The organism is Rhizobium sp. BK181 (assembly GCF_014193305.1).
Taxonomy (GTDB): domain Bacteria; phylum Pseudomonadota; class Alphaproteobacteria; order Rhizobiales; family Rhizobiaceae; genus Rhizobium.
On sequence record NZ_JACHZA010000001.1, the window covers coordinates 317,556 to 330,086 of the forward strand.

The 12,531-nt window shown below is 60.0% G+C and carries 12 protein-coding genes; 6 read left to right on the plus strand and 6 right to left on the minus strand.

Annotation, left to right across the window (positions count from 1 at the left end):
• Positions 1-1,251 precede the first annotated feature (1,251 nt).
• Positions 1,252-1,596 (plus strand): hypothetical protein, encoded by a 345-nt coding sequence (locus tag FHT77_RS01610; RefSeq protein WP_183751923.1) that lies wholly within the window; start codon positions 1,252-1,254, stop codon positions 1,594-1,596.
• A 75-nt stretch (positions 1,597-1,671) separates the two neighbouring features.
• On the opposite strand, the gene FHT77_RS01615 is transcribed toward FHT77_RS01610, so the two are convergent.
• Positions 1,672-2,115, minus strand: coding sequence for a cupin domain-containing protein (locus tag FHT77_RS01615; protein WP_183751925.1), 444 nt, complete (start codon positions 2,113-2,115; stop codon positions 1,672-1,674).
• Positions 2,116-2,184: 69 nt separating this feature from the next.
• Here FHT77_RS01615 and FHT77_RS01620 point away from each other — a divergent pair, with 69 nt between their 5' ends.
• The 3 genes from FHT77_RS01620 to FHT77_RS01630 all read left to right on the plus strand — a co-directional run bounded on the left by FHT77_RS01620 (position 2,185) and on the right by FHT77_RS01630 (position 6,544).
• A complete protein-coding gene (locus FHT77_RS01620; RefSeq protein ID WP_183751927.1) occupies positions 2,185-3,840 on the plus strand; it encodes a winged helix-turn-helix domain-containing protein in 1,656 nt (551 codons plus the stop codon).
• 383 nt (positions 3,841-4,223) lie between these two features.
• Positions 4,224-5,051, plus strand: a complete 828-nt coding sequence (locus tag FHT77_RS01625) for a dienelactone hydrolase family protein (RefSeq protein ID WP_246719621.1) — start codon at positions 4,224-4,226, stop codon at positions 5,049-5,051.
• Positions 5,052-5,434: 383 nt separating this feature from the next.
• Positions 5,435-6,544, plus strand: coding sequence for a sulfite oxidase (locus FHT77_RS01630; protein ID WP_183751929.1), 1,110 nt, complete (start codon positions 5,435-5,437; stop codon positions 6,542-6,544).
• A gap of 95 nt (positions 6,545-6,639) precedes the next feature.
• On the opposite strand, the gene bla is transcribed toward FHT77_RS01630, so the two are convergent.
• From bla to dmeR, 3 genes are all read right to left on the minus strand, one after another.
• Entirely contained in the window at positions 6,640-7,530 is an 891-nt protein-coding gene (gene bla / locus FHT77_RS01635; protein ID WP_183751931.1) for a class A beta-lactamase, read from the minus strand.
• Between the two features lie 67 nt (positions 7,531-7,597).
• The gene (gene dmeF, locus FHT77_RS01640; protein WP_183751933.1) at positions 7,598-8,590 is read right to left on the minus strand and encodes a CDF family Co(II)/Ni(II) efflux transporter DmeF; all 993 of its coding nucleotides are present in this window, start codon (positions 8,588-8,590) and stop codon (positions 7,598-7,600) included.
• A gap of 24 nt (positions 8,591-8,614) precedes the next feature.
• Positions 8,615-8,887 carry a Ni(II)/Co(II)-sensing transcriptional repressor DmeR gene (gene dmeR, locus FHT77_RS01645; protein WP_183753833.1) on the minus strand — a complete coding sequence of 91 codons (273 nt, stop codon included), beginning with the start codon at positions 8,885-8,887 and terminating at the stop codon, positions 8,615-8,617.
• A 420-nt stretch (positions 8,888-9,307) separates the two neighbouring features.
• Between dmeR and FHT77_RS01650 the strand changes: the two genes are divergently transcribed.
• Both FHT77_RS01650 and FHT77_RS01655 read left to right on the plus strand, forming a co-directional pair.
• A complete protein-coding gene (locus tag FHT77_RS01650) occupies positions 9,308-9,802 on the plus strand; it encodes a GNAT family N-acetyltransferase (protein ID WP_183751935.1) in 495 nt (164 codons plus the stop codon).
• Between the two features lie 40 nt (positions 9,803-9,842).
• The gene (locus tag FHT77_RS01655) at positions 9,843-10,421 is read left to right on the plus strand and encodes a type 1 glutamine amidotransferase family protein (RefSeq protein ID WP_183751938.1); all 579 of its coding nucleotides are present in this window, start codon (positions 9,843-9,845) and stop codon (positions 10,419-10,421) included.
• 12 nt (positions 10,422-10,433) lie between these two features.
• On the opposite strand, the gene FHT77_RS01660 is transcribed toward FHT77_RS01655, so the two are convergent.
• Together FHT77_RS01660 and FHT77_RS01665 are read right to left on the minus strand one after the other, a co-directional pair.
• Positions 10,434-11,399, minus strand: coding sequence for a hypothetical protein (locus tag FHT77_RS01660; RefSeq protein WP_183751940.1), 966 nt, complete (start codon positions 11,397-11,399; stop codon positions 10,434-10,436).
• A gap of 126 nt (positions 11,400-11,525) precedes the next feature.
• On the minus strand, positions 11,526-12,443 hold the full coding sequence (locus FHT77_RS01665; RefSeq protein ID WP_183751941.1) for a cytochrome c: 918 nt from the start codon (positions 12,441-12,443) through the stop codon (positions 11,526-11,528).
• Positions 12,444-12,531: the final 88 nt, after the last annotated feature.

The following is a 12,531-nucleotide window of genomic DNA, read 5'->3' on the forward strand; positions in this document are numbered from 1 at the left end:
ACCGGTTCACCTGCGCACGATTATATAGGCAGGCAAATCATGATTGTATCGTTTGGGCGCGCCTAGTCACTTCGTATTTGTCCGCTTCTGGCGCAAGGGCGGTCGAGCGAAGAGGGGCAGCTGTCGGCCCAAAGCGGCCGTTCATTGCTCAGCGCTCATTGGTCCGCGACAATCTCGGCTCCCACATCGGAACCCTACGATATGACCAGCGGCCACCGCCATCGAGAAGATGAGACTTGCCGCAAACACATTCGTCCACTTTGCCAGTGCTAGAAAGATTACCCAAAAAGCAAGCGCAAAGGGGACGGTGGCACTTGAGACCGCCATGGTGATAAGAAACAACGCCCCTAGCAAGTTTTTGGTGCCTTGCAGGAAAGGAACCTCTGTAATCACTAGAGCCAACACGCCGACGAGCGAAATAGCGATGGGCGTAACCAACCTAGCTTGAAGTGCGCGAGGTCCTATAAGGCCTCGCTTTCGTCGGCGACCCGTCGACGCAGCAGTCAGCACAAATAAGATTATCCCAAATAAATAGACGACGAATGAAGAATGGATCATCGCTATATTTACCCGCTCAGCGCTACACGGGGAACTGCCAGCAGCGATATACCGGAATTTCGCATCCCATGCGCGATTTTGTTGTGTGAGCATTAACTTTTGGTTGCTCAATTTGAAAATTGTGGTCGTTCGTACCAAGTTCGAGGTCCCTTTGGGCCAAGATGGTGGACTGCCGTGTCAACTTTGAGAGTGTCAGTGTCCAAAGCCCATCCTTCCGCCGCCCGAGGCCGCCGTTTAACGGGCGCCGGTCTCATGACCCCCTTTTGGCGCAAAGCGGAAGACCGCACTCGGCCTATGGCGGCCATCGTAACAGGATCGAAGGACATCTGATGCGATGATGAGAGCGTTCCGATGATCCTGATAGGGCGACGATTGTGGGTGAGTTGCTGGACTTCCTTGGCCACGTGATAAGCGGTTTTTTCGATGGTGCCCCCGCCAAGTCGCGGTGGCGTAGGTGTGTCGAGCGCGCATTGGCTGCCATCGCGATGGCACTTGCTGCTTTGGTTATCTACCGGATGTGCAAATAGGAACGTCCGCAAATGGCGCATAGCCGCCATCAATTGACGACGGCTTTCGGCCCAAAGCGGACGTACGCAAATGTAGTCGGCGTGTATTTTAACTTCTGAAACAATATATAGTTGATTCACTGCTGTTATAGGTCAGCCTAAGGTTTCCGAGCGTAAGGAGGCGCTGGTGATCTACGGTTTCAACAAATTGAGGCTGACATCAAAGTGGTCAATTCTCGCGCTTCATGCTGCAGTGTGGGGCACGCTTGCGATCAGCGCATATCACACCGCTGGTCCCTATAGATTTGCCAGCTGCTGGCAGATCATCCCATTGTTGCTGCCACCATTGAATATGATGCTCTTGGGCATCGCGATTGCTAGTTTAGTAATGATGTTGGCGTCGGTTGTTCGGCCGGCGATGCGTAAGCATGCAGGCTTCTTTGCTGCATGCAACGGCATGGTTCTCGTCATTGGCTTGATAGGATGCAACTATTCCGCTTACCTTGCGGCGGGTCAGGTGAGCTGTCTGTAGGTCAAAATGTCCCCTTGTGGCGCTTAGCCGCCGTCCGCCAATGTCGGCCTTCGGCCCCAAGCAGTCTTCCGTCTGTCATGGCACTCGGGAATCCATTTCAGGATAAAGAACAACACTTTCTTGCGCAGTTGGCTCGTTGCGCGCCCCGACAAATACGGCTGGTTCGGCTCCCCGATTGACGGCCACGTGCAGCACGTTGGCGGGGATGTATAGATAATCTCCGGGGTGCATCAGATCCCTATGCTGGAGTTCATCGCCACTCCATAGCTCCAACTCTTCACCGCTCAACATGTAGAAGGCACTCTCGTGGCGCTCATGCACATGCGCCTTGGTGCGTCTCCCAGGCGGGATCGTAGCGATCCCGAGCCACAATGCGGCTGAGCCAACTGACTCCGCACTAATGCCGGGCAGGTAATCAGGCCCCTGTTCAGCTTGGTATCCCGCGTCCCCTTTGGATATCGAGGCCTTGCCCCGCGAGAAGCCCAGACTTGCATCGGTTCGTTCTTTTGAAATCGTCATTTTGATCTCCTCTGTGCTAGCTTGGCGACCTAGGCAAAAGCATCACAAGAAGACCGACTGGAGTCCTTAATGGGAGGCCAAAAAGTCCCGAATTCTTCTGAAGAAACCGTGGCCGCTAGCGTCGTGCCGCAACTGTTCGCGTTCGGGGCGTTCATCCTCGACATGCAGCGCGGCGCACTGACTTGCGAAGGACGGCGGGTGGCAATTGGCCATAAGGGCTTGTTGCTGCTGCACGCGCTCGTGCGGGCCTCGACGCAGGTCGTGAGCAAGTCCGCACTGATGGAAGCTGCCTGGTCCACCGCGATCATCGAGGAGAGCAATCTCTCGGTTCAGATCTCGGCCTTACGCAAGATGCTGGGTCCCCAACCAGAGGGGAACGAGTGGATCGCCACCGTGCCTCGTGTGGGGTATCGTTTTGCCGGCCGGGTCAATAGCCTGCATCCTGCTGCCGTTGATACGCCCGCGGCGTTGCCCGGTTCGCCCGCGAACCCCGGCAGACCATCGATCGTGGTCCTACCGTTTGCCAATTTGAGCAATGACAAGCAGCAGGCGTATCTGGTGGATGGCATCACCGAAGATGTGATCACCGCGCTCACGAGATTTCGATGGTTTCGGGTAATCGGGCGCAATTCAAGTTTTGTCTACAGGAACAAGTCGGTCAGCGCCAAGCAGGTGGGCCAGGAACTGAGTGTCGGTTATGTGCTCGAAGGAAGTGTGCGCCGCTCGGGCAGTCGCCTTCGGGTCTCCGCTCAACTGGTCGAGAGCACTTCGGCCAGTGAAGTCTGGGCCGAACGGTATGACGTGGAACTGGAAGAGGCATTCGCCGTTCAAGACGCCATCGCGGAGAGGATCGCGGGTGCGATTGAGCCAGAACTGCTGAAGACGGCGTCACTTCCCGCGGCAGCGCGGCACACGGGGAATATGACGGCGTGGGAGATAGTGCGGCAGGGGACCTGGCATTTCCACCGCGTTGGCCAGGAGACCCACCTAATGGCACGAGAGCTATTCAGGGAGGCGTGCCGGCTCGACCCCGAACTTGCCGAAGCCCATCTCTGGCTTGGTCGGGTGAGCGCAGGCATCGTCGCCTATGGATGGAGCGAGCGTCCTTCCGAAGACATCCGGGAAGGATTGGATGCCGCCTTGGCGGCAGTTCGGCTCGACGAAAAGAACCCGTACACACACTACGCGTTGGCGATCTGCAGCGTGTACGCGAATGCACCCGAACAGGCGGTCCTTGCCGCCGAAAGGGCGATCGAGATCAGCCCGAGTTTCGCCCTTGGCCACCTTGTCTTGGGAATGGCGGAGCTCTTTAGGGGCAGCGCGTCCAGTGCCATAGCGCCACTGGAACACGGCCTCATGTTGAATGCCAACGACCCACAGAACTTCGTTTGGCTGAACTTTCTGGCGCTGGCGCACTTGTTTGCCGGTGACGGAGGCAACGCCCTAGCTGCCGCCGTGCGAGCCCAAAAGGTGCGCCCTGCATGGCGGCCGATCCAAGAAACGCTGGCCTGCTGCTATGCGACCGTCGGGCGTCTTGCAGAGGCTCGAACATCGCGCGAGTTGATGAGCGAAATGGAGAACCCGCCAGGCGATGCTTTAGAGCCGCTGAGACAGCGGAATCCGCATTGGCAGCAACGATTGGCAGAATTGTTGGCGCAAATCCCGAGTAACCCTCTTCCGACAGGGGCCGCGCATAAAGCGCTGCGGCAACCGACGCTCGACTAGGCCGTTCCAGATACTGCTGTCCGCAATTGGCGCGAAGCGGCCAAGACTGTTGTCTTGCCCGTCGCAACCACCGCAACCGGCTCGCTTAACGATATTCTGCGGCCGGCTATTCCGGCTTCCGGTTCATCTGCGATCCCGACGGCATCACCCGGGCTTCGCCTATCCAGTTGCGTGAACACCTCGTCGAACCCAAACCGCGGGCTCCAGTTCAACTCGCGGATGGCCGCGGCGGCACAATCCTTCGTCCGACTGCGGCGTCCCAATGCGGCCATTTCGCGAAATCGAATTCGCTCGATCAAGGTTCGAGCCCTACCCCTCCGCTGCAGGTTTCTGCACTCGGAGAGTTGCGCTAATATGTCTTGCCCCAGCGGAGATCGACGTCGTTGGACTTCCTTGCACACATGAAGCGTCGGGTATTTCTTGTTGATACGGTGGAATGCTTGGCCGGAGTGGCAGCCGTAGCAACGCTGCCCGCGTGCCTTGCGTCCGAATATGCAAATGCGGCTCAAGTCGCCAATGACGACCCGCGATTGCGCATCGAAAGGGTGGCTCTCGATACGGCTTGGGGCAAACTTGAATGCTATCTTGCCCGCCCCGACAGCGCCAAGCTCCACCCCGGTGTGGTGGTGGTTCATGACAAGTTGGGTCTGACGCCGCATTTCGAGGAGGTCACAAGGCGCCTGGCCCTTGAGGGATTTGTCGCATTGGCGCCTGACTATGCTTCGCGTTTTGGTGGGACGCCGGCCGAAGCCGGGCCTGCCCTCGAAACGGTGGGAATGGAGACAAGATCGGACATGGCTGCCGATACCCAGGTGGCCTTGGTCTGGCTAAAATCCGACGGCGTCAGCAACGGGAAGATTGGCGCAGTCGGTTTTGGATTGGGCGCGACTGCGATAGACGACCTGGTCACCAAAGGGACTGATCTCAGTGGCGCGGTTATCTTCTATGGGCACCCGCCGTCGGTTGCCGATGTGGGCCCTATCAAGACGCCACTCCTGCTCAACCTGGCTGGCAAAGACCCTTTCGTAGATCCCGAGATTCCGGCGTTTGTCGACGTGGTGAAAAAGACTGGCGTAAGGGTCGAGATTTTCACCTACGAGAACACGGAGCGCGCTTTTGATGACGACAGCAACAGCGCGCACTACTCAGCCGAAGCAGCGAAGCTAGCCTGGTCGCGCACGATTGAGTTCCTAAAGGCGACTTTAGGTTAGGTCGCCGCACCTTGGTCGGATTTCGCCGAACGTGACGATTGATCGTGGCCGTGTTGCGCATGTTGGGCCGCTCCGGCATTATTCCAAAAGGCCCGCAAAAGGCGTGGTCCGGTCATTTTGCGCCCGAAAGGATTGACACACTGATTCAGATCGATGCGACGGAAATTCACGTTTCCGTCGCATCTCTTTGCTGACAATGATCGCGTGAGTATGGCGATAGAGATGACAATAGGACTGCTGTTTGCTGCCCTATGCTGCCGTTCGAGGTCGACCCGAGGAACGTGCCGCATGTGCTAGAATGGGGGCCCGAGGGCCAGTGTGATCGAACCGCAATTCGCGCGACCGAGGAGCCGACGTTGTGCTCTTGGAAGGAGACGAGGACGATGCCGACACCACAGCAACCCAGTCTAATAGTTCGACAGAAATCCCCACAGAACATCGAGTTTCCGTTTGCGTCGCTCTCCGATTGGCTGATCCCAACCGAGCTGTTCTTCGTGAGAAACCATTTCCCGTCGCCCGACCTCGATGCGCGAGACTGGAGATTGCGCGTTGACGGGGCGGTGGAGCGGCCGCTCGAACTTGACCTCGACACCATCAAGGCGATGCAGAGCACGACTTTCACCGCCGTCGTCGAGTGCGCAGGAAACGGGCGCGTCTACTATGTGCCTCCGAGGGAGGGGTTGCAGTGGCAGAATGGAGCCGTCGGCAATGCCGCATGGACAGGTGTTCTTCTGCGCGAGATTCTGGAAATGGCGGGCGTCAAGCAAACCGCATGCGAGGTTCTGCTCGCAGGCCCCGACAGCGGCGTCGTCGACGCGAACAAGAAAACGGCTTCTCCCGGCCCCATCGCTTTTGCGCGGAGTCTACCGCTTGAGAAGGCCGTCGCCGACAGCACGATGCTTGCCTATTCGATGAACGAGGAGCCGTTGACACGCGATCACGGCTACCCGCTACGCGCGGTCGTGGGTGGCTGGTTCGGCATGGCTTGGGTCAAGTGGATCACGCATATCACGGTTGTGGAGCAACCGTTCCTTGGCTACTGGCAGGCGCGCGACTATTTCCGTTGGGAGCGCAGCCTCGGGGAACCCAGGCTGGTTCCCCTTGCGGAGATGGAGGTCAAAGCGCAGATCGCGCGTCCGGTACAGGGGGCGCGTCTTATCGTCGGCCAACCGTACCGGATTTTTGGAGCCGCCTGGAGCGGAGAGGCCGCGATCCGGCAGGTGCAGGTCTGCACCGGAGATGGCAGAGGCTGGCGCGAAGCAAGGCTCCTCGAAACAGACCGTCCGTTTGCATGGCGCTTGTGGGAGTACATCTGGCCCCCTGAAGAAGTGGGGCAATATATACTGCGATGTCGTGCGACCGACGGGGCGGGGTGCGTGCAGCCCGACCTCCAGCGTTCCGACTGCGAGAGCTACGTGGCCAATTGGATCATTCCGGTGGAGGTTACGGTCGTTCCCGAGCCACAGACATACGCGGAGGAATTCGTAATCTAATCACCCGCATGGGCGGAATGCCGGCTTTCACAAACTGATTCAGATCGATGCGACCGAGATTCACGTTTCCGTCGCATCTCTTTGACGGAAAACACCTATCCGACCATATCGGTCACGATCTTCCCGACTTCGGCGAAGACAGGGTTGATCTCCGACACCGGCGCTTTGGCCTGCGTGACGTAAGCAGCAACCAGGATCGCGCCATGCCCCGGCGGCCAGAGGACGGCGATATCGGCGGCGCTGCCATTGTTGCCGGTGCCGGTCTTGTCTCCGATCTTCCAACTATCCGGCAGACCGGCGCGCAGGCGTGCGCCGCCTGTCGTATTCGACACCATCCACGCTGCGAGCTTGTCGCGCGACGGCTCCGACAGCGTCGAGCCCAGCGTCAGGTTGCCGAGCGTGTCGACCATTGCATCCGGCGTGGTGGTATCCTGCGGGTCGCCGTCCTTGGCTTCGTTGAGCGCCGTTTCCCAGCGGTCGAGCCGCGTCGAGCGATCGCCGAGCGTGCGCAGCCATTCGGTCAGCTCGGCCGGTCCGCCGAAGCTCTCCAGCAGGAGGTTGCCGGCGGTATTGTCGCTGAGCGTGATCGCGGCCTCGCAGAGCTCACCAATACTCATGCCCTCGCCACCGACGTGCTTTTCCGTTTCCGGTGAATAGGTGACGAGCTTGTCCTGTTCGTAGACGACGCGGCGCTCGAGGGTTTCCTGTCCCTTGTCGACACGCGCCAGCACGAGGCCGGCAGCCAGGACCTTGAAAGTGCTGCAAAGAGGAAAGCGCTCGGTCTCGCGATAGCCGAAGGAGATGTTGGTCTCGGTGTCGATGGCGGACACACCGACCCGACCGCCGATCGCCTTCTCAAGCGCTTCCATCCGCCGGTTGATTTCATCATCGCTCTCCTCCGACCATGCGATGCGCGGCAGCAGCAGGGCGGGTGAAAGCAATGCCGAACCGAGAAGGGTCCGGCGGCGGATCGAAAAGCCACGCATGAAAATTCCTCTGCCTCAAATCAATGGATACAGGGCTAGAGAGTGATTGTGGCCCGGATGAGTCGCGTCAAGCGGCGGCAGCCGACTGCGTTACCTCGACGGTGACGTGCGAGAGGCCCGCAACCGGTTCGAGTTTCGCCTTATAGAAGGCGGGGCTTTCCGGCCGCGGCGTCACCAGAGCGACGATTGCGGCATGATGGCCGGGTCCGACCTGCCAGACGTGCAGATCGGTGATCCTCTCGCCGCCGGTTTCCAGCGCCGAACGGATCTCGTCCTGTAGGTCCGTCTCCCGTGGCACGACATCGAGCAGCACGCGACCGGACGACCTCATCAGCCCAACGGACCACTGCGCGATTATAAGGCCGCCGACGATGCCCATCAGCGGGTCGAGCCAGAGCCAGCCATACAGGCTGCCGAGTAGCAGTGCAGCGATGGCGAGCACCGAGGTCAGCGCGTCGGCAATGACGTGGATATAGGCGGCGCGCATGTTGTTGTCGGAGGAATGTCCCGAATGCGCGCGATCGCCATCGTGGGCATGATCGCCGTGGTCGTGGTGATCATGGTGGTCGTGATGGTGAGAATGGCCGTGGCTGTGGCCGTGATGATGGTCATCTTTCAGCAGCCAGGCACTCGCCAGGTTGACCAGTAGACCGACGACAGCAACGCCGATCGCCTGTGCGAAGCTGATCGGCACCGGATGAGTGATGCGCAGGAAGCTTTCCCAGGCCATCAGCAAGGCGATCAGCATCAGGATGATGGCGCTGGCGAAGCCCGCGAGGTCACCGAGCTTGCCGGTGCCAAAGGTGAAGCGCGGATTGTGTGCCTGCCGGCGGGCATAGAGATAGGCAACGGCGGAGATCAGCAGCGCGCTCGCATGCGTCGACATGTGCCAGCCATCAGCGACCAGCGCCATCGAGCCGTAGTAGGTTCCGGCACCGATCTCGACCACCATCATGACGGCTGTCAGCGCAATGACGAACCAGACGCGACGAGCATTGCGGTCATGATCGGCACCCAGGAAAACGTGGTCGTGCTCAGGTGTTTCGGTCTGTGCGCTCATCGCACGCTCCTCATGTCGGTTGTCTCAGCGAATATAGGTTCGCAGAACTTCGGATATTTCTTCGACTGCTTCCGCCCGGGCCTTCTCATCGGCGGCATGGAGGACATGCTCGTGCAGATGATCGTCCAGCACCTCGCCGGTCAGGCCGTTGAGGGCGCCGCGGATCGAAGCCAGCAGTTGCAGAATCTCTCCGCAAGGCCGCTCCGCCTCCAGGGCGCGCTCGACGGCCTCCAGTTGGCCTTTCAGACGGCTGACACGAGCCATCAGCTTTTTCTTGTGATGCGTGGTGTGGGACATGGCCTCATCCATTTAGTATAGGGGGGTACCCTATATCAATAACTCATTGGCGAAAAGTCCCCTCGCCGTGTTCGGCCCGCCAGCTCGCGCTTTCGATGTCGAGAACGACATGGCGGACGCTGCACGCGCGGCCTCTTCTGGTAGAGCGGCTTCGAGTACCGACGGCGAAGCACGGGATGGCGGCTGACCGGCCGACGCTGTGCGCTTCCCGGCGCCCGCGCGTAAACCCCATTGACAAACTGCGCGTTCTGGATGATCTATCGGCACATGATCAAGAACGCGCACATCACCAGCTCGTATTTTTGGCTGTACCTGTAAGGGGCGGCCGGACAGATCATATTGTCAACAAGCCGCCGTCAGGCGGCTTTGTTGTATCGGCAGCGTCCTGACGGCAGAACACCACACAAGGACGCGAAGACCATGGTTGAAATCGAAGATAGCGAACTCTCATTGATCCGCCCGCCGGTGATCAATATCCGCGCCGCCAAGCCGCGCGATCTCCCCGAACTCAGCGAAATGATTGCCCTGCTCGCCAAACATCACGGCGATCCGTCCGCCTCGAACCCGGAGCAGCTCGAGCGCGACCTGTTCGGCCCGGTGCCGTGGATCAGCGCGCTGATTGCCGAAAGCGATGAGGGCCTGATCGGCTACGCCATTCTCGTGCCGCTTTACAGGGCGCAGGACGGCGCGCGCGGCATGGATTTGCACCACCTCTTCGTGCGCGACGGCCATCGCGGCCACGGCGTCGGCCAGCATCTCGTCAACCGCGCCCGCGATACCGCCCGCAATGCCGGCTGCGGCTACCTCTCGGTCAGCGCCGCCACCGGCAACGTGCAGGCCCATCGCTTCTACGAGAATATGGATTTCGTTCCTCGCCCGGTCACCGGCATGCGCTATATGCAGGCTTTGGCATGAGCGGCATTGGCCGCCCCGGACAGCCTGCAAGGAGAAACGGATGACCCGACTTGCAATCGTCCTAACCGATGGATTCGCCGACTGGGAGGTCGCCCAACTGACGGCCTCTGCCCGTTCCTATTTCGGCTTCGACGTGGTGATCGCAACGCCCGATGGTGCTGAGGTGCGCTCGATGGGCGGCATGCGCGTCGCCTCCGACACCGCCGCGGAAAACCTGCATGCCAACGCCTTCGACGGGCTCGTGCTCTGCGGCGGAACGATCTGGGAAACGGAGAAAGCGCCCGATCTGAAGCCTGTCATCGACGACTTCGTCGCCCATGGCAAACTCGTCGCGGGAATTTGCGGCGCGACGCTCGCGCTTGCCCGCGCCGGCGTGCTTGATGCCACCGACCATACCAGCAACGCCGCCGATTTCATCGCCAGCGCGCCAGGCTATGCCGGCCACGCACGCTACAAGGACAGCCCGCAGGCCGTGCGTGATGGAAAGCTGGTGACCGCGCCGGGCTCGGCACCGATGACCTTTGCGGCGGAAATCTACCGCGCCCTCGGGCATGCCGGCGACGAGCTGGACCAATACGTGCTGATGTTCGGCGCCGAGCATCAACCCAAAGCGGCCTGAGGCGGCATCTGCTTATCGCAGCACCGGTTCGCCGTGGAAGCGGCGGCGCGAGGGCTTGGAAACGCCGAAGCCCACCTCCATCATCAGGCGCGGCTTGGTCGTGGCAACCGTGCCCATATGAAAGCCGAACGGATCTTCCACGAAGCCGAAGCCTGCCGCTCCGGTCAGTGTCGTCACGCTGTCCTTGCCATAGAAATCCAGGATCTCGTAGGCAGGATGGCCGACCAGAAGCGTCAGCTGATGTTTGATGCGCCGCTTGTTGTGGCTGCCCCTGACATAGACATGCGGACCGGTGCCTTCGTCGACGTCGACGAGATAGAAGAAGAATTTCAGCATCCGCCAGTCGTCGAGATCGAAGTGGAACTTGTCCAGCGACGCAAGGCTGCGATCGGCTTCGCTCGCCCGCGTCGGAAAGCTCCACCAAACGCGGGTGGTGATGAGGCGAGCCTGCGCCCCCAAATAGCAACGGGCAATCTCCGACAGAACAGGGTCGCGCTGGACGGTCCGAACGGCCGGGCAATCGAGCGCTCGCTCGAAATGATGACCGCTTAGTATTGGCTTCCCCCACTCCTGCTCGGCGGCGCGGTGATCGGACGCCTGAAACTCGATCTTGCGATCGAAGTTACCGAAGCATGGGGTGGCGCTGGCAAAGCTCGCGATTTCGCGGGTGATCGTTTCGGGCAGGGTCAGCTCTGGAAATATCCCATCCCGCCTCAATGCCGCGACTGCGCTTGTGTGATCCACACCCTTGAAGAGCGTCGGCAACTTCTCGATCGCGCCGTTGCTACGACGTGCGGTCAGCCAATGCACCTTGCGCGCCGGTATCGTTCGCGCCAACAGGAACATCGGCAGCCAAGCCGGGTTTTCACGGATATCAGCCATATAGGTCGGTATCCGCACCGCCATGCGCCGCAATTTGCCGCCCTTGCGGGCAACGGTCTCGAGATCGTCGGCAGGATCTATCGACGTGCTGTGCATGCAGCTGTCCTTTCGGAAGACGTTCTGGTTGCGTCATTCGGAAAGCGAACCGGGGCTCGCCACAGGGCTATCAGTGCGGCGTCAAGTGGAGTGCTGCAATGCGGCATTTTTGAGATATTGCTAATATTATCGGTTGGGAACCGCCTTCAAATAGGCAGCGATCGCCTCGAGCTCCGGCTTCGGCAGGTGCGCAAGGTTTCGTTGCACTTCCGCCATCGAGCCGCCGGCCGAATCGAAGTCGGGCGTAAAGCCGGTCTCGAGATAGTTGGCGATATCCTCCTGGCTCCAGGAACCAACGGTTTTCGAGCCCGGCGTGATGTTGGGAATCCTGCCCTGCCCTTCCGGGTTCGGCGCACCCGCGAGCCACTGGTCTGCCTCAAATCCGCCAAGGCGATCACGCGGCGTATGGCATTCGCCGCAATGGCCAGCACCTTCCACCAGATATTGGCCGCGCTTGACCTTGTCGTCGGCATTGGCCGGAAGAGCGACTCGTGGCTCGTCGTTGAAATAGAGGAATTTCCAGCCGCCCAGCGCCAGCCGGATATTATAAGGGAACGGCAGTTCGTGCGGCGGGGCGACATTGCCGCTTTTCGGCAGCGTCTTCAGATAGCCGAAGAGATCGTTGACGTCCTTGTCGCTTACCCGAGCGTAGGAGTTGTAGGGGAAGGACGGATAGAGGTGCTCGCCGTTCGGCGCCACGCCCCGCTTCATCGCATTGCCGAATTGCGCCAGCGTCCATGTGCCGATGCCCGCCTTCTCGTCTGGCGAGATGTTGGGTACATGGAAGGTCCCGAAGGGGCTCTTCAAGGCCAACCCGCCTGACAGAGTGAGCTTGGCGTCGCCTTCCGATCCGGTAGCGGCATGACAGCTGACGCAGCCACCGGTCCAAAAGACCATTTCGCCGTTCTTCAGATCGGGTTCGCCGAGGTTGGCCCAGTGGCTTTCAGGAAGTGGATTCGGTGCGGTGATGAAATAGAAAACCGCTCCGCCAATGACGAACACTCCGACAAGACAGAGCAAAAACCGGACGAACCTGCGGACCATTCACCGCTCCTGTGCCAATCACATCATTGCAAACATAAAACGATCCGCCCCAGCGGCAAGGCTGACGCGGATCGTTTGACTGAAAGGT